Source organism: Bartonella sp. CM120XJJH (assembly GCF_042194715.1).
Taxonomy (GTDB): domain Bacteria; phylum Pseudomonadota; class Alphaproteobacteria; order Rhizobiales; family Rhizobiaceae; genus Bartonella.
In genome coordinates, this window is record NZ_JBHINE010000021.1 from 1 (window position 1) to 20,915 (window position 20,915).

Annotated in this window: 20 protein-coding genes; 2 read left to right on the top strand and 18 right to left on the bottom strand. The window is 38.7% G+C overall.

The genetic code is table 11. The features are described 5' to 3' along the window. On the top strand, nt 1–1,017 hold a 1,017-nt coding region (locus ACFIKU_RS07765; protein WP_375657159.1), incomplete at its 5' end, for a tyrosine-type recombinase/integrase. A 78-nt stretch (nt 1,018–1,095) separates the two neighbouring features. Here the strand turns inward: ACFIKU_RS07765 and ACFIKU_RS07770 are convergent. After that, nucleotides 1,096–2,079: an RluA family pseudouridine synthase gene (locus ACFIKU_RS07770; RefSeq protein WP_375657160.1), complete on the bottom strand. Its 984-nt coding sequence runs from the start codon at nt 2,077–2,079 to the stop codon at nt 1,096–1,098. Nucleotides 2,080–2,316: 237 nt separating this feature from the next. Here ACFIKU_RS07770 and ACFIKU_RS07775 point away from each other — a divergent pair, with 237 nt between their 5' ends. Then, complete coding sequence (locus ACFIKU_RS07775) at nt 2,317–4,098, top strand: glucan ABC transporter ATP-binding protein/ permease (protein WP_375657161.1); 1,782 nt, start codon at nt 2,317–2,319, stop codon at nt 4,096–4,098. 1,146 nt (nt 4,099–5,244) lie between these two features. Here the strand turns inward: ACFIKU_RS07775 and alaS are convergent. From alaS to rpsN, 17 genes are all read right to left on the bottom strand, one after another. Further along, the gene (gene alaS / locus ACFIKU_RS07780; RefSeq protein WP_375657162.1) at nt 5,245–7,917 is read right to left on the bottom strand and encodes an alanine--tRNA ligase; all 2,673 of its coding nucleotides are present in this window, start codon (nt 7,915–7,917) and stop codon (nt 5,245–5,247) included. Between the two features lie 206 nt (nt 7,918–8,123). Beyond that, a complete protein-coding gene (gene recA / locus ACFIKU_RS07785) occupies nt 8,124–9,167 on the bottom strand; it encodes a recombinase RecA (protein WP_375642475.1) in 1,044 nt (347 codons plus the stop codon). Between the two features lie 990 nt (nt 9,168–10,157). Beyond that, nucleotides 10,158–11,477, bottom strand: a complete 1,320-nt coding sequence (locus ACFIKU_RS07790; protein ID WP_375657163.1) for a replication-associated recombination protein A — start codon at nt 11,475–11,477, stop codon at nt 10,158–10,160. Between the two features lie 8 nt (nt 11,478–11,485). Then, the gene (locus tag ACFIKU_RS07795; protein WP_375657164.1) at nt 11,486–12,880 is read right to left on the bottom strand and encodes a DegQ family serine endoprotease; all 1,395 of its coding nucleotides are present in this window, start codon (nt 12,878–12,880) and stop codon (nt 11,486–11,488) included. Nucleotides 12,881–13,147: 267 nt separating this feature from the next. Further along, nucleotides 13,148–13,576 (bottom strand): 50S ribosomal protein L17, encoded by a 429-nt coding sequence (gene rplQ / locus ACFIKU_RS07800; protein ID WP_375642472.1) that lies wholly within the window; start codon nt 13,574–13,576, stop codon nt 13,148–13,150. A gap of 24 nt (nt 13,577–13,600) precedes the next feature. Further along, a complete protein-coding gene (locus ACFIKU_RS07805; protein ID WP_375642471.1) occupies nt 13,601–14,614 on the bottom strand; it encodes a DNA-directed RNA polymerase subunit alpha in 1,014 nt (337 codons plus the stop codon). 94 nt (nt 14,615–14,708) lie between these two features. Beyond that, nucleotides 14,709–15,098, bottom strand: coding sequence for a 30S ribosomal protein S11 (gene rpsK, locus ACFIKU_RS07810; RefSeq protein ID WP_007347762.1), 390 nt, complete (start codon nt 15,096–15,098; stop codon nt 14,709–14,711). A gap of 114 nt (nt 15,099–15,212) precedes the next feature. Beyond that, nucleotides 15,213–15,581: a 30S ribosomal protein S13 gene (gene rpsM / locus ACFIKU_RS07815; protein ID WP_026500557.1), complete on the bottom strand. Its 369-nt coding sequence runs from the start codon at nt 15,579–15,581 to the stop codon at nt 15,213–15,215. A 180-nt stretch (nt 15,582–15,761) separates the two neighbouring features. Then, a complete protein-coding gene (locus ACFIKU_RS07820; RefSeq protein WP_375642470.1) occupies nt 15,762–16,340 on the bottom strand; it encodes an adenylate kinase in 579 nt (192 codons plus the stop codon). Next, on the bottom strand, nt 16,337–17,683 hold the full coding sequence (secY, locus tag ACFIKU_RS07825; RefSeq protein ID WP_375642479.1) for a preprotein translocase subunit SecY: 1,347 nt from the start codon (nt 17,681–17,683) through the stop codon (nt 16,337–16,339). Before secY ends, ACFIKU_RS07820 begins: the two co-directional genes overlap by 4 nt. A 161-nt stretch (nt 17,684–17,844) precedes the next feature. Then, nucleotides 17,845–18,312 (bottom strand): 50S ribosomal protein L15, encoded by a 468-nt coding sequence (rplO, locus tag ACFIKU_RS07830; protein WP_375657165.1) that lies wholly within the window; start codon nt 18,310–18,312, stop codon nt 17,845–17,847. Between the two features lie 20 nt (nt 18,313–18,332). Beyond that, the gene (gene rpmD, locus ACFIKU_RS07835; RefSeq protein ID WP_015856573.1) at nt 18,333–18,539 is read right to left on the bottom strand and encodes a 50S ribosomal protein L30; all 207 of its coding nucleotides are present in this window, start codon (nt 18,537–18,539) and stop codon (nt 18,333–18,335) included. A gap of 31 nt (nt 18,540–18,570) precedes the next feature. Continuing rightward, nucleotides 18,571–19,119: a 30S ribosomal protein S5 gene (rpsE, locus tag ACFIKU_RS07840; protein ID WP_015856574.1), complete on the bottom strand. Its 549-nt coding sequence runs from the start codon at nt 19,117–19,119 to the stop codon at nt 18,571–18,573. A 111-nt stretch (nt 19,120–19,230) separates the two neighbouring features. Further along, nucleotides 19,231–19,593 (bottom strand): 50S ribosomal protein L18, encoded by a 363-nt coding sequence (gene rplR / locus ACFIKU_RS07845; RefSeq protein ID WP_375657166.1) that lies wholly within the window; start codon nt 19,591–19,593, stop codon nt 19,231–19,233. Nucleotides 19,594–19,605: 12 nt separating this feature from the next. Next, on the bottom strand, nt 19,606–20,139 hold the full coding sequence (gene rplF / locus ACFIKU_RS07850; protein ID WP_015856576.1) for a 50S ribosomal protein L6: 534 nt from the start codon (nt 20,137–20,139) through the stop codon (nt 19,606–19,608). 39 nt (nt 20,140–20,178) lie between these two features. Then, entirely contained in the window at nt 20,179–20,577 is a 399-nt protein-coding gene (rpsH, locus tag ACFIKU_RS07855) for a 30S ribosomal protein S8 (protein WP_015856577.1), read from the bottom strand. A 14-nt stretch (nt 20,578–20,591) separates the two neighbouring features. Next, the gene (gene rpsN / locus ACFIKU_RS07860) at nt 20,592–20,897 is read right to left on the bottom strand and encodes a 30S ribosomal protein S14 (RefSeq protein WP_375657167.1); all 306 of its coding nucleotides are present in this window, start codon (nt 20,895–20,897) and stop codon (nt 20,592–20,594) included. Nucleotides 20,898–20,915 lie beyond the last annotated feature (18 nt).

Genomic DNA, 20,915 nt, shown 5'->3' on the forward strand with positions numbered 1-20,915 from the left:
GTCAAAGAAGTCACACGCCATGGTAAAATTATATGGTATGTACGTATTGGTCATGGACCACGTATTAGAATACGCGGTACCTATGGAACGCAAGAATTTGTTGACAACTATAAAAGCGCACTTGCCGAGTTACAAGGGCTTATACTTCCTAAATCCAAAACCGGTAAACTTGTTGAAGGATCATTTGCATGGCTGCTTAAACAATACTTTAACAGCTCCAATTGGCATAGCCTTTCTAAAGTCACCCAAAAACAAAAAGAACTCATCCTTATGAAGGTATGTGATACCATAGGAAATATTCCATACCAAGCAATTGAAAAGAAACATATCATAGCCGGTGTTGAACGGCGTAAAGAAACACCAGCAATGGCTAGAAACTTCCTGAAAGCCCTTAATGGACTTTTTAATTGGGCGATCGATCAAGAACTTCTGGAGAATAACCCAGCTTTCGGAATAAAAAGACCACCCCTCAAAAATAAAGACGGCTTTCCTGTTTGGACAGAAGAAGATGTCGAAAAATATTATCAAAGATGGCATCATGGTACCCATGAACGTGTCTGGATTGATGTTCTTTTATATACGGGCTTGCGTCGTGGTGATGCGGTACGCATTGGCTGGAAAGATGTCAAAGATAATATCATCCATCTCAAAACAGAAAAGAGCCAATTTAAAACAGATGTTTTTCTTCCTATTTTACCAGAATTAGCCAAAACGCTTGAAGCTGGTCCTATTGGTGATGAAACATTTATTTGTGGTAAATACAGCCAAAAATTACACAAAAATAGTTTCGGAAGTGTATTTTACAAGGCATGTACTCAAGCAGGTATCAAAAAATCGGCGCATGGATTGAGAAAATTAGCAGCAACACGCGCAGCTAATTCTGGTGCAACAGTATCACAATTGAAAGCATTATTTGGCTGGACAAATGATAATATGGCATCTCTTTACACAAAGAGCGCAGATCGTAAAAAATTAGCCTTAGAATCTATAAAAAAGCTTCAAAAAAATGAGGGATAGGGGCAAAAAAACTCAATAGAATCAAGATTCACCTATTCCCCCACTATTACAGTAATGTATTGATTTAATAGAAATAGATTACTCTGTTTCAGCATCACTCTCATTAAAAGACAAAAGATTAAAACTTTGAACCATATGAGGTGGTAAAGGTGCAACAATATCCAATATTCCTCCTGAAGGATGAGGAATACGAATACGACGTGCATGAAGATGAAGACGGTTTTGAATTCCTCCTGGTAATGTCCAATTACTATCAGAAAAAAAATACTTTGTATCGCCAATGATAGGATGATCCATATGGGCAGCATGCACACGAAGCTGATGTGTTCTTCCTGTATAGGGTTCCATTTCAAGCCACGAAAGAGCCCGCCCTCGCGTATCTAAAACGCGATAGTAGGAAACCGCATGATGTGAATCTGGTTCCCCATGTTCACAAACACGCATTTTGTCACCTTGTGCAGTCATTTCCTTAACCATCCACGTTGAAATTTTGTCCTGCTTTTTTTTAGGCACGCCCCGAACCAACGCCCAATAAGTCTTTTTTGTTTCTCGCGCTCTAAAAGCAGCTGTTAAGGACTGAGCAGCTCCCCTTGATCGCGCAACAATAAGCACACCCGACGTCTCACGATCAAGACGATGAACCAAACGCGGCTTTTCACCTTTTTTATTGCGCCATACCTCAAGCATACTATCCATGTGACGTGTTAAACCAGAGCCTCCTTGTACAGCCAACCCAGCTGGTTTATTAAAAACAAATACCTTTGGATCTTCATAAAGCAGCATTTTTTTCAAAACGGTTTCATCATCCTGCCCACGAAGTGTTTTATCCGTTATTGAAAGATTTTCCTTGTCATTAATAGGGAGGGGTGGAATACGAACAGCTTGCCCCATACAAAGACGCGTATCAGCTTTAACTCGTCCACCATCAACCCGTATCTGACCAGAACGCAACAATTTTTGCAAAGCTCCAAAACCAAGTCCAGGGTAATGCACTTTAAACCAGCGGTCCAAGCGCATTCCATTTTCATCTGCCTCAACTTTTTTTATTTCTACGCCTGCCATGAAAATTCCCTTACCTGATAATTTTCTCTGCCCAATATTTTTTACCTGATAATTTTATTGATCTATTTTTGCGCCTTTATAAACACAAAAAATGATATTTTAGTTGGCTTTATCACACCATATTACAGTTAGTATCCAAAATTGCCTTTTCTTAACGTCCAAATTTTATTAGCTAAAAACTAAGCGTTGTAAAAATCAACAACCTTTACGCTTAATAGCGAATGGAGATAATTAACCGTGTCCTTATTCAAAACCTATGCACGTGTTCTCACTTACCTAAATAGAGAAAAAAATGCATCCCTTTTAATCTGTACCGCTAATGTTATGTTAGCTATTATCACTATTGCGGAACCTATTTTATTCGGACGCGTTATTGATTCTATTTCAGAAAAATCAGCTATCATTCCTACTCTTACCCTTTGGGTTTGTTTTGGACTTTCACATATTATTGCTTATGTCCTTGTTGCTCGCGGTGCTGACCGCTTAGCCCATAGACGCCGCTTAATGGTTTTAACGGAATCTTTCGAACGTATCATTGCCATGCCTTTAATTTGGCATCAACAACGTGGGACTTCCAACGCACTCCATACACTTTTGCGCGCAATAGATTCCATGTCAACCATATGGCTTGATTTTATGCGCCAACACCTCTCAACCCTTGTCGCTTTATTGGTTCTCATCCCCATAGCGTTTAATATGAATTGGCGTCTTTCAATAGTCTTGGTTGTGCTTGCCATCATCTACGTATTAATTGCACATTTAGTGATGCGAAAAACAAAAGGCGGACAAGCCGCTGTAGAATGCTACCACCACAACCTTTTTAAACATGTCAGTGATTCAATTTCTAATGTTTCCATTGTACAAAGTTATAACCGAATAAAAGAAGAAACTTCTATACTGCATCAACATACAAATGCTCTGCTTAAAGCACAAAATCCTGTTCTTAATTGGTGGGCGCTTGCCAGTGGCTTAAATCGAATGGCTTCAACAATTTCAATCGTTTGTGTTCTTCTCCTTGGAGCTTTTTTTGTTGCAAAAGGTCAATTACGAGTAGGTGAAATCGTTGCTTTTGTTGGATTTGCACAACTCATGATTAGCCGTCTAGACCAAATGAGCAATTTTATTAATTGTGCAATATCCTCACAAGCAAAACTGCAAGAATTTTTTGAAATGGAAGACTCAACCTTTCATACCAACGAACCACAAAATCTTCCTTCCATCCAAAATGTTAAAGGCGCCATAAAATTTCATCATGTGACCTATAAATTTCCAAATTCTTCTCAAGGTGTTTTTGATATTTCCTTTGAGGTTAAAGCAGGACAAACTGTTGCGATTGTAGGACCAACAGGGGCTGGGAAGACAACATTGATCAATCTGTTGCAGCGCGTATACGACCCTACTATTGGGCATATCTCCATTGATGGAATAAATATATGCTCGATCAATCGCGAATCTTTACGCAAGTCTCTAGCAACAGTATTTCAAGACTCAGGTCTTTTCAACCGCACTATTTATGACAATATTTCAATAGGAAAAGCGAGCGCAACGAATGAAGAACTTTATGAAGCAGCAAAAATAGCAGAAGCTCACGATTTTATTCTAAAAAAAGCTGATTGTTATAACACAATAGTAGGCGAACGAGGATCTCAATTATCAGGTGGAGAAAAACAGCGACTAGCAATTGCACGCGCTGTTTTAAAAAATGCCCCTATTCTCATTCTAGATGAAGCAACAAGCGCTCTTGATGTTGAAACAGAAGCACGTGTCAAAGATGCTCTCGATTGCATACGCCATAACCGCACTACTTTTATTATAGCACATCGCCTCTCAACAGTACGCAATGCTGATGTGATACTCTTTCTGGAACATGGTTACTTAATGGAAAAAGGAAACTTTCAAGAATTGATCGATAAAGGAGGACGTTTCTCTAATTTTTTAAAGGCAAGTGGTTTAACAATCAAACAACCAGAAAGAGAAGGAGAAAATGTTATCCCCTTACATGAAGCCATAGCTTCATAAAAACGATACTCTTCATAAATCTTATGCAAAAAATCCTTCTCACTATAATAAGAGTGCTTATATGATACACGTAAAAATATTTCTAAAAATGCCACAATCCATTTTAGGTATTTAAAACAAATACTAAAACAGTTTAGTATTTTCTCTGCTATTACAATTTTACTAGATTAGGACAAAAATATTTCCCTATATCTGTGCATATTGACGAGTACACACTCTCATTTAGGGAAAATGTAAAGGTAAAAATAATTTCCAGTTTTACCATCTTCTTTCAACTCAGCTTTATGAATTTCAAAACGAACTAAAGCAATATCTTTTTAATAATGAATATTATTGTATTGCTTTGCACTTTTGTTTATCATGTTCTTTATAGTCCTCTCATAAAGAACAGAACGTCATTGTTTTGCACATTCATATGGCTTTTTTAAGAAACATTTCTCAATGCTCCTAAGCCCATTTTACAACGACATTCGTGAGTGATTTTGATTAATTTAACATACACAGAATTTAAATGATAAAATTCTACGAATATTCGTAGCTCTTATTCAAAATATAAAACGATAAATTATCATTATAACTCAATGTATTAAGGCAATTGTATGATAATAAATTAGAAATTAATCTAAATCTTTAAATTTATGTAACATTCATTTGATTTATATAGATAATTCATTAATTTATAACTTGAAATAAAGATTTATAAAGATAGGAGAATATTCTTTTTAAAACCTTTTAATGATAAACCGAAAAATTGTTTTCTTGTAAATAAAAAGCAAAATGAAAACAATACAATAGCTCTTTTATAAGGATAATCGTATGCAATAAATCTTGTATTATTCCTTTCATAAAAGAGATTTTTTTTCAAAAAAATCTATAAGAGCAACACAATAACTAGTCTTCCTAGTAACAGCAAAGTATGAAGTGCTGCATAATCTATCTTATCTTAAAACAGTGATTTCTGAAATGCTTGGAAGCTATAATGCCAAATGAAAAAGTGATGATAAAGACAAACACTGTTTTTATCTTTACGATTGTATTTTTCCCAATTACGCTGTATCTTCATTTCAGAAATACACCAGACAAATATTCATGATACATAGATGCCCATCCAATATAAAAATGTAAAAACATCTATGCAGAATAATTTCATTCTTTAATTTTTTCCAAAAAATCTTTTAGTGCTGCAAATGCCTCATCAGCTTTGTTCCCCTCAGGACCACCAGCCTGCGCCATATCAGGACGGCCACCTCCACCTTTACCACCAAGCATAGCTGAAAGAATACGAACGAGATCAACAGCATTCAATCTATGAGTTAAATCATCCGTAACGCCGACAACAGCACTCCCTTTTCCATCCTCCGAGACACTAATAAACGCAACCACTCCAGATCCGATTTGTTTTTTCTCAGAATCGACGATCGCCTTAAGATCCCGTGGTAAAATATTTTTAACAACGCGTCCGGTAAAAGAAAAACCATTGATGATAGTCATATCACCTTGGCTCCTTTCTGTTATTCCACCACTCAACATCATTTTCTTGCGTACATCATTCAATTCTTTTTCAAGTTTACGACGATCATCAAGTAAAATTCGCACCCGTTCTTCCACACCAACAGAAGAAGTTTTTAAAAGATCAGCAATTTCATGAATACGTTCATCTTGGCGGCTAAGATAAAGGCGTGCTTCTTTGCCTGTTAAAGCTTCAATACGCCGCACTCCAGCAGCTACAGAACTTTCAGAAACAATATGAATCAAACCGATATCCCCTGTTCGCTCCACATGTGTACCTCCACAAAGCTCAATTGACCAATTCTTCTGTAGTTCCCCTGGTTCAAGCTTATTTCCCATAGAAACAACACGAACTTCATCACCATATTTTTCACCGAATAACGCCATTGCCCCTTCAGAAATGGCATCATCTACAGCCATGAGGCGCGTTTTTACTTCACTATTTTGTAAAATAATCTCATTTGCTAAATCTTCTATTTTTTTCAATTCTTCCAAAGAAACAGATTTTGGATGAGAAAAATCAAAACGCAATCGATCTGGCGATACAAGAGAGCCCTTTTGTGTAACATGAGATCCCAAAACTTGTCGTAAAGCTTCGTGTAACAAATGAGTAGCAGAATGATTTACACGGATTTTTTTACGACGAACAACATCAACCGTTAATTCGACACAATCAGACCTCGATGCCTGACCAGAGTTTACTTCTCCAATATGAATAAAAAGACCATCACCTTTTCTCTGAGTATCATGCACCTCAAAAATAAATTTTTCATTAGAAATGATACCGCTATCACCAATCTGACCCCCAGCTTCACCATAAAAAGGTGTCTGATTAACAACAAGCATAGCTTTCTGACCTGAAGAAATATGATCAACGAGTTTACCATCACACACAAGAGCTGTAAGAATACCTTTAGCCGTTTCTGTTTCATAACCCACAAATTCTGTAGCCTCCACTTTATCACGAACAGAAAACCAGATCTTTTCTGTTATAGCTTCCCCAGAACCAGACCAATTGGCACGCGCTTCCTCTTTTTGACGTTCCATCGCTTTATCAAAGGTATCAACATCAACAGATATTCCACGACGCCGCAAAACATCCTGCGTTAAATCAAGCGGAAAACCATAGGTATCATAAAGCTTGAAAGCAACTTCACCATTTAAATAATCTCCTTCTTTAAGATCGGTACTTGCTTCATTTAATAAACCAAGTCCTCGTTCAAGCGTTTTACGAAAACGCATTTCTTCTAACCTTAAAGTTTCTGAAATCAAAGATTCAGCACGCACCAATTCAGGATAGGCTTGTCCCATTTCGCGAATCAGAGCAGGCAAAAGACGCCACATCAATGGCTCTTTAGCACCAAGAAGATGCGCGTGACGCATAGCGCGACGCATAATGCGACGTAAAACATATCCTCTTCCTTCATTAGAAGGAAGCACACCATCAGCAATCAAAAATGCAGATGAACGAAGATGATCAGCAATGACACGATGGCTGGCAATAAAATCACCCTTTGCCTCAATCCCTGTAATTTCTTCTGAAGCAGCAATTAATGCACGAAAAAGATCAATATCATAATTATCATGAACACCCTGTAAAACAGCAGCAATACGCTCTAATCCCATACCGGTATCAATAGAAGGATGAGGCAAATCAACACGCTTTTCCTTAGAAATCTGCTCATATTGCATAAAAACAAGATTCCAAATCTCAATAAAGCGATCGCCATCTTCTTCTATACTTCCAGGAGGACCGCCCCAGATTTTATCACCATGATCATAAAAAATCTCCGAACAAGGCCCACAAGGGCCTGTTTCTCCCATCGACCAAAAATTATCAGCCGTCGCAATACGGACAATTTTTTCATCTGGAAGACCTGAAATTTTCCGCCACAGTTCAGCAGCATCATCATCACTCTGGTAAACTGTCACCAACAATTTATCTTTTGGCAGGCAAAATTCCTTCGTTAAAAGATTCCATGATAAAAAAATGGCTTCTTCTTTGAAATAATCACCGAAAGAAAAATTACCCAGCATTTCAAAAAATGTATGATGACGCGCCGTATAACCAACATTATCAAGATCATTATGCTTTCCACCCGCACGAACACATTTTTGTGCCGTTGTTGCCTTCTTATAAGGAGGTTGTTCAAGTCCAGTAAAAACATTTTTAAACTGCACCATCCCTGCATTTGTAAACATAAGTGTAGGATCATTCCGCGGAACAAGAGGACTAGAAGAAAGAACTTTATGCCCATTACGATGAAAATAATCCAAAAATATTGACCGAATATTATTAACACTATTCATACTGACACCTGCTCAATACAGCACAAAACCATAAAAGAAAAATCCCCCTCATTAAATATCCTCTTTGTCACGTATGGAGTCAATTTAATCAAAAATGGAATATTTGTTTTAAAAATTGAGAAAAAAATGACTGCGTATTTAAAAGCTCAAACAAAAAAACAGAAAAATCTTAAAAGCAAAAAATTATAGACGAAAAAAACGCTCCATCAAATGGCTTCATCACTTTCTATATTTTCTGACCCTGCATTTTCTAACAATTCAATCGCAATCAAACCAGCATTTTGGCGCAAAGCGGCTTCAATCTCTGTAGCTATTTCCGCATGTTCACGTAAAAACTGCTTTGCATTCTCACGCCCCTGTCCTAAACGCTGAGAATTATAAGAAAACCATGCACCAGATTTTTCCACAATACCAACCTTGACACCCAAATCAATCAATTCACCTACTTTGGAAATACCTTCACCATAAATAATATCAAACTCAACCTGTTTGAATGGAGGTGCTAATTTATTCTTCACCACTTTAACACGCGTCTGATTACCAACGATTGAATCCCTATCTTTAATGGATCCAATGCGACGAATGTCTAAACGAACAGAAGCATAAAACTTTAAAGCGTTTCCACCCGTTGTCGTTTCGGGAGAACCAAACATCACACCAATTTTCATGCGAATTTGATTAATAAAGACAACCATACAGTTAGAGCGAAAAATTGCTGCGGTTAATTTTCGCAAAGCTTTACTCATTAACCGAGCTTGCAATCCGGGTAAAGCATCACCCATTTCACCGTCAATTTCTGCTCGCGGTGTTAAAGCTGCGACAGAATCCACAACAAGCACATCAACTGCACCAGAACGAACTAACGTTTCTGTAATTTCCAATGCCTGTTCACCGGTATCTGGCTGAGAAATGAACAAATTTGCTAAATCAACACCAAGCTTACGCGCATAAATAGGATCAAGCGCATGCTCTGCATCAATAAAAGCACAAATCCCACCTCCTTTTTGTGCCTCAGCAATAGCATGTAGAGCCAATGTTGTTTTCCCAGAACTTTCTGGCCCGTAAATCTCAACAATACGCCCCTTCGGTAATCCACCAATCCCTAAAGCAATATCCAGGGATAACGACCCTGTTGGAACTGTTTCAATTTCAACAACCTGCTCTTTTTGCCCAAGACGCATAATCGAGCCTTTACCAAAAGAACGTTCAATTTGTGAGAGAGCAGCATCGAGAGCCTTTGTTTTATCCACGATTATATCCTTGACCGATTCATAATAACCTAAAACTTTAGTGTACACTGTACTTTTAATTTAACTAAAGACTTGAGTTTAAATTTTCACAGACTATTTCCATTCCTATCTGCACATTATGTCCATAACATTCAGGACCATCACAATAAAGAGTTGGCATTGCTTATCTTATGACACATAATAAACTCCAATAAAATAATATCTCTATGAGAGCATAGTTAACATATTTATATCTCTCTAGAAAAGGAACAATTTAAATTTAAACACAATGTTCTAAAGCCCTTCTGCTGATCCCTTTGATTAAGCATTTAAGAGACTAAGAGTCTCATGCTATTGATCACACAAAAACGCATCATTAATCAACCTCATACCCTATTGCATCGAAGAACAAAACGCCATTGTGTTGCATATTCATGCCCTCAATTTAAGAAAGATCTCTCAATGCTCCCAAGCTCACTTCGTAACAACACCCATGAATGTGGTATACTATAAAACCCTTTGGGCGCCACCATCTTTATACTAAAGAAGGAGTGAGCCGCACCATCACACTATTTATCATCCCCCAATGTTGCGACAGCTTTCGGCACTTGAGACGATTCATAAGAGGAATTTTTAGTCCTTTCTTGTACATTTTTTATCACACGCTAATCCTGCTTGTAACATGCAAGCGAATGATTTGATTGATCCAACAAATAACAGGCTTGAAATGAGAGAAATTTACGGTATCTGAGACTTTCATTCAACTTATGAAACAGTCCGTTATCATTATAAATAAATATATTATTTAATAAAAACCACAAAAATAAAACCGCTTAAAAGTTGAATGACACATTTAAATTTGATAAAAAAATATGCATTTTTGGAGATATCAAAAAAAATCTCTACGAGCAATGCAATAAATATTTAAAACATAAACTAAATTACTCATACAATAACATAAGAGATAAAAACAAATTCAAGAACAACAAAAAAAGTATTTCAACTCAAATTTTATTTTTGATCTTTACGTTTTTTACGCAATTGTTTCCACCACTCAAGACGTTTCACAATTTCACGCTCAAAGCCACGCTCAACTGGTTTATAGTAACTCTGACGCCCAAGTTTTTCGGGAAAATATTCTTGTCCTGAAAAAGCATCCGGTTCATCATGGTCATAACGATAACCATTTCCATACCCTTCCTCCTTCATAAATTTCGTAGGGGCATTAAGAATATGCTTAGGAGGTGATAAAGAACCATTTTTGCGCGCACAACGCAGTGCTGCTTTATACGCGAGATATGTTGCATTTGACTTTGGCGCAGTTGCAACATAAAGACATGCTTGCGCTAAAGCCAATTCTCCTTCTGGTGATCCTAAATAATCATAGGCATCTTTTGCTGCATTACAAATGACAAGAGCCTGAGGATCCGCCAAACCAACATCTTCAACGGCCATACGCACCAATCTTCGCCCAATATAGAGAGGATCTTCACCAGCATCCAACATACGTGCCAAATAATAAAGCGCAGCATCAGGATCAGATCCACGAACGGATTTATGCAACGCTGAAATGAGATTATAATGCCCATCTCGTCCTTTATCATAAATGGGCACACGACGCTGAATAACTTTTTGCAAAGCAACAACATCAAGAATCTCTCCCAGTGGTACAATAGACCAAACTTCCTCTGCCAATGTTAACGCTACCCGCGCATCACCATCGGACATCTCTATCAAAACGTCTCTAGAATCATTATCCAAGGGAAGAATTTTTCCCTCCACTTCTTCAGCACGCCTCAAAAGCATGTCCAAACTTTCATGATCATGAGAAAGAAATGTTAAAACACGTGCACGCGAAAGAAGAGCAGCATTAAGTTCAAAAGAAGGATTTTCGGTTGTTGCACCTATAAGTACCACAGTACCATCTTCCATCACAGGAAGAAAGCTATCCTGCTGCGCACGATTAAATCGATGAATTTCATCAACAAAGAGAAGTGTTTTATCCCCAGATATAAAACGCCTCTGCGCAACTTCAAAAATCTTTTTAAGTTCAGAAACTCCTGTAAAAATAGCAGAAACCTGTTCAAACGCGAAATTTGTTTCAAGTGCTAACAAACGTGCAACGGTTGTTTTTCCCGTCCCTGGAGGTCCCCAAAAAATCATCGACCCAATTGAGCCAGTTGCCACCATACGTGAAAGCAAACCATCCTCTCCAATCAAATGCTTTTGTCCTACAACATCATTGAGAGAACAAGGGCGCATTCTTTCTGCAAGTGGCTGATTTTTATTAACTTGCAAATCAAACGACGAAGTAAAAAAATCTTTCTTCAAAAAAAACCTCAACGAATAAATTGGCGAATATACATACCATCACGTTCATATTCCAATTGCCAAGTACGCGAACGAGCTTGCATAAGAACTTTTTTCAACTGATGAACTGTTTGAATTTTATGGCCATTTACAACACGTAGAATATCTCCTGACTGAAAAATTCCAGATGCATTGCTCATTTCATCAAGATTGGTAATCACAACCCCTTTTGCAGATATAGGAAGATGAAAACGTCGACTATTTTGCGGTGTTAAATCTAACACTTCAGCACCAGCAAGAGGACTGTCACCCGTAATTTTTTCAGATTTTAAAAGTGCAGTGTCTGATATCGATGAAACTGTTATTTGTGTTTTTAAAGTTTTTCCATTTCGTAAATATTCCAAAGCAAGATTATGCCCAACGTCAGCTGTCATCAAACGATACCCAAGACTATCTGGACTATCAACGCGTACCCCCTGCACACTCAAAATAACATCACCTACTTTCAATCCAGCTTTTTCAGCCGGACTATCTTTGATAACTTCAATAATCAGAGCACCATAGGGACGTTCTAACCCTAAACCACCAGCAATATCAGCTGTAACATTTTGAAAAGAAGCCCCAATATAAGGCGGCACAAAATATTTTCCACCGCGTTTAACAGTATCAAGCATTACTTTTACAAGATTAACTGGAATAGCAAAACCAATCCCTACAGAACCACCGGAACGCGAATAAATAGCCGTATTAATTCCAATTAACTGACCTTTCATATCAATTAAAGCACCACCAGAATTCCCTGGATTAATGGCTGCGTCTGTTTGAATAAAAAAGTCAAAATCAGAAATCCCAACACGTGTACGCGCTTGCGCTGAAACAATACCACTTGTAACTGTTTGACCAACACCAAAAGGATTACCAATAGCAAGAACAAGATCACCAACTTCAACAGCATCAGAATTTCCCAAAGACAGAACAGGAAATTGAGCATCTTTTGCATCAACTTCAAGAATTGCAATATCAGTTGCTTCATCTTTGAGCACGATCTTACTCTCAAACTCCCGCCCATCAGAAAAAGCCACTTTAATTTCGCTTGCATCTTTAATGACGTGATAATTTGTAACAATCAGACCACGTGCATCAACAATCACCCCTGATCCTAATGACGATTGCTTGCGAACAGGAAATTTATTTTGAAAACGACCAAAAAATTGCTCAAAAAATGGATCGCCTTCAAAAGGTGATCGTGCTCTAATTTGTCGAGCTGCATAAATATTCACAACAGATGGAACAGTCTTTTTAACTAAAGGAGCAAATGAAAGAGTAATTTCTGTTTGTGTTTGAGGAACACGAGCATATACATGATCAAATGATATCTGCATCATAATTGCAAAAAAAATCCGCACCCAAAAAGAATACCTCATAATCCACTCCTTATAAAATCAGCACATTCTGTTGAAAATTAATAGAATTAAAAAACGCATCCCCGCAAATTAAGGATCTCTACTAATATTTCATAATAGAGAATAAAAACAACCTATTTGAACAATAAATATTATAAAAATAAGATAATTCAATATCCTATAATTTTCTCTCTGCACCTATTTCTCAACTAAAACAAACTTAAAATGCTCACAAAAAAACCGCCTAAGACAAGGCGGCCTTTAAAAATCCAACAGAATAAAAAAACTCTACAAAGATGTTCCCTTTTCACTCTCAGAAGCCTCCATGCGAGCACGATCCCCAGCACCCTTCGCTTCAACATCACGATCAACAAATTCTATAACAGCCATGGGCGCATTATCACCGGTACGAAACCCCGCTTTCATAATACGCAAATATCCACCGTTGCGTGATGCATAACGTGGCGCAAGCGTATCAAATAATTTTGCAACCTTTCCTGCATCACGAAGTGCTGCAATTGCTTGCCGACGTGCATGCAAACCACCACGCTTACCAAGAGTAACAAGTTTTTCAACAATAGGACGAATCTCTTTAGCCTTTGGAAGCGTTGTCACAATCTGCTCATGCTCAATCAACGAAGTTGCCATATTTGCAAACATCGCTTTACGGTGACTGGCAGTACGATTCAACTTGCGTCCTGACTTACTATGGCGCATAAGGCTTCTCCTTAAATTCTAATTTTAATATTGATCTTCATAGCGTTTTGCAAGATCATCAATGTTTTCAGGCGGCCACGCAGGAATCTCCATCCCAAGATGTAAACCCATACACGCCAAAACTTCTTTAATCTCATTCAACGATTTGCGACCAAAATTCGGTGTCCGAAGCATCTCAGATTCTGTTTTTTGAATCAGATCACCAATATAAACAATATTATCATTCTTAAGACAATTTGCCGAACGAACTGAAAGTTCTAATTCATCCACTTTCTTGAGAAGTGCAGGATTAAAAGAAAGCTCAGAATCAGCCTCTTCAATAGGCTCCTTCTGCGGCTCTTCAAAGTTAATAAATAACGATAATTGATCCTGAAGAATACGTGCTGCAAAAGCAACAGCATCCTCTCCATTAACAGCGCCGTTTGTTTCAATCGTTAAGGTCAATTTATCATAATCCAAAACTTGACCTTCACGCGTATTTTCCACCTTATAAGACACTCTACGAATTGGTGAATAAAGACTATCAATTGGAATAAGCCCTATACGCGCATCATCAACACAATTACGATCAGATGGAACATACCCCTTTCCTGTGTTGACAATAAATTCCATACGAATTTCAGCTTCTTCATCAAGAGTACAAATAACATGATCTGGATTTAGAATTTCCATATCCCCAACAGTACTGATATCTCCCGCTTTCACGACACCAGGACCCTCTTTATAAACGACGACACGTTTAGGCCCTTCTTCTTCCATACGAAGCGCAATTTCTTTTATATTCAAAATGATATCCGTAACATCCTCACGCACACCAGGAATCGATGAAAATTCATGTAAGACACCGTCAATCTGCACAGCAGTAATAGCAGCACCACGAAGCGAAGATAACAACACGCGACGAAGTGCATTGCCTAACGTCAAGCCAAAACCCCGTTCAAGAGGTTCAGCAATCACACTTATAATATTCGGATTATCATGCGCACATGATTCAACCTTATTGGGTTTAATAAGTTCCTGCCAGTTTTTCTGGATCATATTTTTATTCCCGTTCTTTAGTTCCGTTACCATTCAATCGTAACGACCAATGTGAACATCAGAGAAATCTCCGACAACAAAAAACAACACCCAATTAAACACGCCGCCTTTTCCGCGGACGACATCCATTATGAGGAATTGGTGTTACATCGCGAATAGAAGTAATGACAAAACCAACAGATTGCAATGCACGTAGAGCAGATTCACGCCCTGATCCAGGTCCACAAACTTCAACTTCCAAAGAACGCATACCATGCTCTTGCGCTTTTCTTGCACAATCCTCCGCAGCAACCTGAGCAGCAAAAGGTGTCGATTTACGTGCACCTTTAAACCCCTGAGCCCCCGCAGATGACCAAGCAATTGCATTACCCTGAGCATCAGTAATAGTAATCATTGTGTTATTAAATGTTGAATTAATATGCACAACACCTGACGAAATATTTTTACGTTCGCGACGACGAACACGTGTGGCTTCCTTGGCCATAATTTCCCTTTCAACGATCTCATCACTGCCGTAACATCAGCAGCTCCACCTTTTTTTCCTTGTCAAATAAATTAAACAAGAAAAAGAATATATAAAAACCTTCCACAAAGGCTCTTATTTCTTCTTACCGGCAATTGCCTTAGCCGGTCCTTTACGCGTACGAGCATTCGTATGAGTCCGCTGTCCTCGGACAGGCAAAGACCGGCGATGACGCAATCCTCGATAACAACCAAGGTCCATCAAACGCTTAACATTCATAGCAACCTCACGACGAAGATCACCTTCAACTTGATAGCCCTGATCTATCGCCTCACGAATCTGCAACACCTCAGCATCTGAAAGTTCATGCACACGACGCCCCAAAGGAATGCCAACTCTTTCAATAATTTCTTGAGCAAATTTCGGTCCAATCCCGTGGATATATTGAAGCGCAATAATTACACGCTTATTTGTCGGGATATTGACGCCAGCAATACGAGCCACGCCTACTCTCCTTAGTTATTTTGACAAGTTGTTATAAAATACCTAGTATACCTTACAGAAAAAAATAGACTCAGAAAAAAATTCTTCCGAATCCTCTTATTTCGCTAAAATAAATTAAATTTACTTGTGATAGATTTCATCTCAAAAGTCAACTCTTTTCATTTATTTCTAAAAAAAATCTCATGAAAGAAAACCTCTAATCATACGTGTCACTTCAGCAATACCAATCATTCCGTCAATGACCTTCAACATTCCCCTCTCTGAATAAAATTTTGATAAGGGAGCTGTTTTTTCACGATATTCTACTAATCTCTTTGCAAAAGCAACAGGATTGTCATCTAAACGAACCTGTCCACCAGCCGCTATTGTTTCCTCAACGCGCTTTTTCATACGTTCGATCAACACGTCTTCATCCACACACAACTCAATAACAGCATCAAGTCGCATATTTTTTGACTCTAGTATCTGTTGTAACGCTTCTGCCTGCCCCACAGTTCGCGGATATCCATCCAAAACAAAACCGTTTACACAATCAGTTTCATCAATCCGATCTGATACGATTTGGTTAACAATACTATCAGGGACCAAAGCACCGGAACTTATAATAGCTCTAGCTTTTTTACCAATCTCCGTTTCTTTGGCAATCACCTCACGCAACATATCCCCTGTTGATAAATGAGGAATGTTATATTCCTCAGTCAACATTTTTGCTTGCGTACCTTTTCCCGCTCCAGGAGGACCTAAAAGAATAACTCTCATCGATTCCTTCTACCTCCACGAAGTTTTGATTTTTTTATCAACCCTTCATATTGGTGGGCAACAAGATGCCCCTGAATTTGAGCAACCGTATCAAGCGTAACAGTAACAACAATCAACAAAGATGTTCCCCCAAGATAAAAAGGAACCTGTAATGCAGATATCATAAATTCAGGTAACAAACAAACCAAGATAATATAAACAGCGCCCACAACAGTAATACGCGTCAAAACGTAATCAATATATTCGGCTGTACGCTCACCTGGACGGATCCCTGGAATAAAACCAGAATGTTTTTTCAACTGATCTGCAGTATCACTTGGATTAAACACAATAGCTGTATAAAAAAAGCAAAAAAACGCCATTAAAAATGCATAAACCATCATATAAAGTGGCTGTCCATGACCAAGAGCATAAGAAATCGCCTGAACCCATTGTGGCATTTTATCAGAAAAATTATTAATAGTGGCAGGTAATAATAATAAAGATGAAGCAAAAATAGGTGGAATAACACCAGCAGTATTCAACTTTAAAGGAAGATGCGACATATCTCCTTGAAACATTTGATTACCGACCTGACGTTTCGGGTACTGGATAAGAATTCGCCGTTGCGCACGCTCTATAAAAACAATAAGCCCAATAACCAAAACAGCAATAAGAACGATTCCTATTAAAAGAAAAGTTGATAAATCAGCCTGACTATGAGCTGTCAAAAGCTGAGCAAAAGTAGAAGGAAAGTTGGCTACAATCCCTGTAAAAATGATAAGAGAAACCCCATTACCAACACCACGTGACGTAATTTGCTCACCAAGCCACATGAGAAACATCGTTCCGCCAACAAGTGTAATAACAGAAGAAATGCGAAACATAAGACCTGGTTCTAAAACAATTTGAAGTCCCGTTCCGATACCGCTTTCAAGCGCAACCGCAATACCAAAAGCTTGTAGAATTGCCAATACTACTGTTACATAGCGCGTATATTGATTGATAACCTTACGACCTAATTCCCCTTCTTTTTTAAGAGTTTCCAAAGAAGGAATAATAGATGTTAACAATTGCACAATAATAGATGCCGATATATAAGGCATAATACCCAGCGCAAAAATAGCCATACGCCCAACGGCACCTCCAGCAAACATATTAAAGAGCCCTAATACACCCGACGCATGATGTTCAAATGTTTGCCGCAAAGCATCGATATTAATACCTGGAAGAGAGATATAAGTACCAAAGCGATATACAAGGAGCGCCGAAAGAGTAAACCAGATGCGTTTCTTTAATTCAGTTGCACGCGAAAAGGTACCGAAGTTTATATTGGAAGCAAATTGCTCTGCTGCTGATGCCATAAAACGTCTCCACTTCACACTCCAGTTCTTTAAATCACAGAAGTATAACCCTAAAATTCATATATGCATACATAAATAAATGCAGAATTTAAAAAATCTCCACAAAAGATCCCATAGAACAGATGTAATTCTTCTTTAGGTCTCTACTCATATTAAAAAAATTATTGAGCAATATCAGGAAAAATAACCTGGCCACCCACTTTTTCAATCTTAACACAAGCAGCTTGTGAAGCACCAGAAACATGAAAGGTAATCTTAGCCTTCAAATCACCATCAGAAAGAAGACGAACCCCATCTTTTTCACGACGAATAATACCTGCCTCTTTCAGAGCAATTATATCAACAGGCTTTTCAATATTCAACTTACCTGCATCAACGGCCAACTGAATACGTCCTAGCGAAACTTCATTATAGGTTTTGGCAAAGAAATTTCTAAATCCACGTTTTGGCAAACGACGATAGATAGGCATTTGCCCACCTTCAAAACCATTAAGAGAAACACCAGAACGCGACTTTTGCCCTTTTACACCACGACCAGCAGTCTTACCCGTACCAGAACCAATACCACGCCCAACACGCTTACGATTTTTTGTTGCGCCTTCACAATCACGCAGTTCATTGAGTTTCATATCTAATACTCCTGCAACCCTTAACCTTCATCTATAACGCGAACAAGATGCCGAACCTGAGCAATCATACCCCGCACACAAAGTGTATCATCTAAAACGCGCCGACGACGCATTTTATTTAGTCCAAGCCCCTTTAAGGTTGCACGCTGAATCTGTGAGTTTCGAATAGGGCTTCCAATTTGCTCCACCGTGATAGTTTTACCACTCTGAGATTTTTTCTGAACCATTTCCTAATTCCTTTTCTGATAATCTCAGAAACTATCCTTCTAGGTCAACCAAATGGCGACGACGCGCCTGCAAAGTCGAATATTTTATACCACGTTGAGCAGCAATATCCCTAGGATGCATTTGATGTTTCAATGCATCAAATGTCGCACGAACCATGTTATAAGGATTCGACGATCCTAATGATTTTGCAACGACATCCTGCATACCAAGAGCCTCAAAAATAGCACGCATCGGCCCCCCAGCAATAATACCAGTACCAGCAGAAGCCGAACGTAGCAAAACACGCCCAGCTCCGTGACGACCTTCAAGATCATGATGCAATGTACGTCCAGACCGAAGCGGAACATAAATCATCCCACGTTTTGCAGATTCCGTTGCTTTACGAACGGCTTCAGGAACTTCACGGGCTTTACCATGTCCAAAACCCACACGCCCTTTTTGATCTCCAACGACAACAAGAGCAGCAAAACCAAAACGCCGACCACCCTTTACAACTTTAGCAACACGATTGATATGAACTAACCTATCGACAAATTCATTATCGCGTTCTTCTCTCTCACCACGTTCTTTTTGTGCCATTCCTCATTCCTTTTTCTTTTCCGGAAGCACCATAACAAAGTCCCTCATCAAACTAGAAGAACTTAAACGAAATACTCTAAACTCTCCTTACTCATTCATAAATAAGAAATTTTAGAAATTCAAACCACCTTCACGAGCAGCTTCAGCTAAAGCTTTGACGCGACCATGGTACACATACGCTCCACGATCAAAAACCACCTCATTAACACCCACCTGCTTCGCACGCTCAGCAATTAACTTACCAACAGCAAAAGCTGCTTTTTTATCAGCACCACTCTTTAACGACTTTTTTAAATCACTTTCAAGAGTGGAAGCTGAAACCAGCGTACATCCCCGCAAGTCATCGATAACCTGAGCATAAATGTTCTGATTTGAACGATAAACACTAAGCCGCGGACGATCATGAGAAACCATTTTAATTCTACGACGAACACGCCTTGCACGACGTTGGATAATGTCCTTAGATGAAACCATAATACAAAATCCTTATTTCTTTTTACCTTCTTTACGGAAGATACGTTCATCTGCATGCTTAACACCTTTACCCTTATAAGGCTCAGGCCTACGATACTCACGAATCTCCGCTGCAACTTGTCCAACTTGCTGTTTATCAATTCCAGAAACAACTATTTCTGTTGGTTTAGGAACAGTTACAGTAACACCCGATGGAACTTTATAAACCACATCATGCGAAAAGCCTAGAGATAGTTGAACATCCTTACCCTGTAAAGCAGCACGATAACCAACCCCATTAATCTCCAACCTCTTTTCAAAACCATCTTTCACACCACAAAAAATGTTCTCAATCATTGAGCGCGACATACCCCATTTAGAACGCGCATCTTTTGACTGATCCCGCGGCATAACTGATATGATATTTTCCTCAAACTTGACTAAGACTTCATCATTGACGACGTAACTCAGTTCACCTTTTGGACCTTTTGCCTTAACCAGCTGACCTTCAACAGTAGCAGTAACTCCAGAAGGAATTGAAATGGGTTTCTTTCCAATACGAGACATTGTTCTAACCTACTTTTTCTTCCGTTTTCTTGACATAACTTAGAAAACACGACAAAGGAGTTCTCCACCAACATTCTGTTCACGCGCCTCATGATCTGCCATGACACCTTTAGGAGTCGATAAAATCGAAATACCAAGACCATTTGCCACCTGTGGAAGTGACTTAGCAGAAACATACACACGACGACCTGGCTTTGATACACGTGAAATCTCACGAATAGCAGCCAGCCCTTCAAAATACTTCAACTCGATTTCAATTTCAGCTTTCCCATCACCTAAATCAATTTGATTATATCCGCGAATATAACCTTCCGACTGAAGAACATCAAGAACGTGCGCACGAAGCTTCGAAGCTGGGGTAACTACTTTACCTTTTTTACGACCAAGTGCATTACGAATACGTGTTAACATATCACCAAGAGGATCTGACATAGACATTAAATAATCTCCTCTTACCAACTAGACTTTACAATACCAGGAATATGGCCAATAGAGCCAAGCTCACGCAACGCAATTCGCGACATTTTTAATTTACGATAATAAGCCCGCGGACGACCTGAAACCTCACAGCGATTACGAATACGAACTTTTGAAGAATTACGCGGCAACTCAGCCAACTGAACAGAAGCTTTAAAACGTTCTTCAAGAGAAACCTTCTGATCCATAACTATTGCTTTCAAACGTGCACGACGGGCAGCATAACGCTTTACCATCACCTCACGATGCTTATTTTTTTCAACGGCACTTACTTTGGCCATAATTTCACCTCACTACGT

What these genes read in the sequence shown, in the direction of transcription:
- rpmD (WP_015856573.1), bottom strand. Translation starts at nt 18,539, where the DNA reads ATGGTTCAGAAAAAATCTCAGAGTGGTAAAACTATCACGGTGGAGCAA.
- rplR (WP_375657166.1), bottom strand. Translation starts at nt 19,593, where the DNA reads ATGGTTTCATCTAAGGACATTATCCAACGTCGTGCAAGGCGTGTTCGT.
- rplO (WP_375657165.1), bottom strand. Translation starts at nt 18,312, where the DNA reads ATGAAACTCAATGAACTGCGTGATTGTGAAGGCGCAACAAAAAATCGT.
- rplF (WP_015856576.1), bottom strand. Translation starts at nt 20,139, where the DNA reads ATGTCTCGTATTGGAAAGAAACCCATTTCAATTCCTTCTGGAGTTACT.
- secY (WP_375642479.1), bottom strand. Translation starts at nt 17,683, where the DNA reads ATGGCATCAGCAGCAGAGCAATTTGCTTCCAATATAAACTTCGGTACC.
- ACFIKU_RS07820 (WP_375642470.1), bottom strand. Translation starts at nt 16,340, where the DNA reads ATGAGAGTTATTCTTTTAGGTCCTCCTGGAGCGGGAAAAGGTACGCAA.
- rpsK (WP_007347762.1), bottom strand. Translation starts at nt 15,098, where the DNA reads ATGGCCAAGGAAGCCACACGTGTTCGTCGTCGCGAACGTAAAAATATT.
- ACFIKU_RS07795 (WP_375657164.1), bottom strand. Translation starts at nt 12,880, where the DNA reads ATGAGGTATTCTTTTTGGGTGCGGATTTTTTTTGCAATTATGATGCAG.
- ACFIKU_RS07805 (WP_375642471.1), bottom strand. Translation starts at nt 14,614, where the DNA reads ATGATCCAGAAAAACTGGCAGGAACTTATTAAACCCAATAAGGTTGAA.
- rpsH (WP_015856577.1), bottom strand. Translation starts at nt 20,577, where the DNA reads ATGTCTATGTCAGATCCTCTTGGTGATATGTTAACACGTATTCGTAAT.
- rpsN (WP_375657167.1), bottom strand. Translation starts at nt 20,897, where the DNA reads ATGGCCAAAGTAAGTGCCGTTGAAAAAAATAAGCATCGTGAGGTGATG.
- rpsE (WP_015856574.1), bottom strand. Translation starts at nt 19,119, where the DNA reads ATGGCACAAAAAGAACGTGGTGAGAGAGAAGAACGCGATAATGAATTT.
- rplQ (WP_375642472.1), bottom strand. Translation starts at nt 13,576, where the DNA reads ATGCGCCATAGTAAGTCAGGACGCAAGTTGAATCGTACTGCCAGTCAC.
- alaS (WP_375657162.1), bottom strand. Translation starts at nt 7,917, where the DNA reads ATGAATAGTGTTAATAATATTCGGTCAATATTTTTGGATTATTTTCAT.
- ACFIKU_RS07770 (WP_375657160.1), bottom strand. Translation starts at nt 2,079, where the DNA reads ATGGCAGGCGTAGAAATAAAAAAAGTTGAGGCAGATGAAAATGGAATG.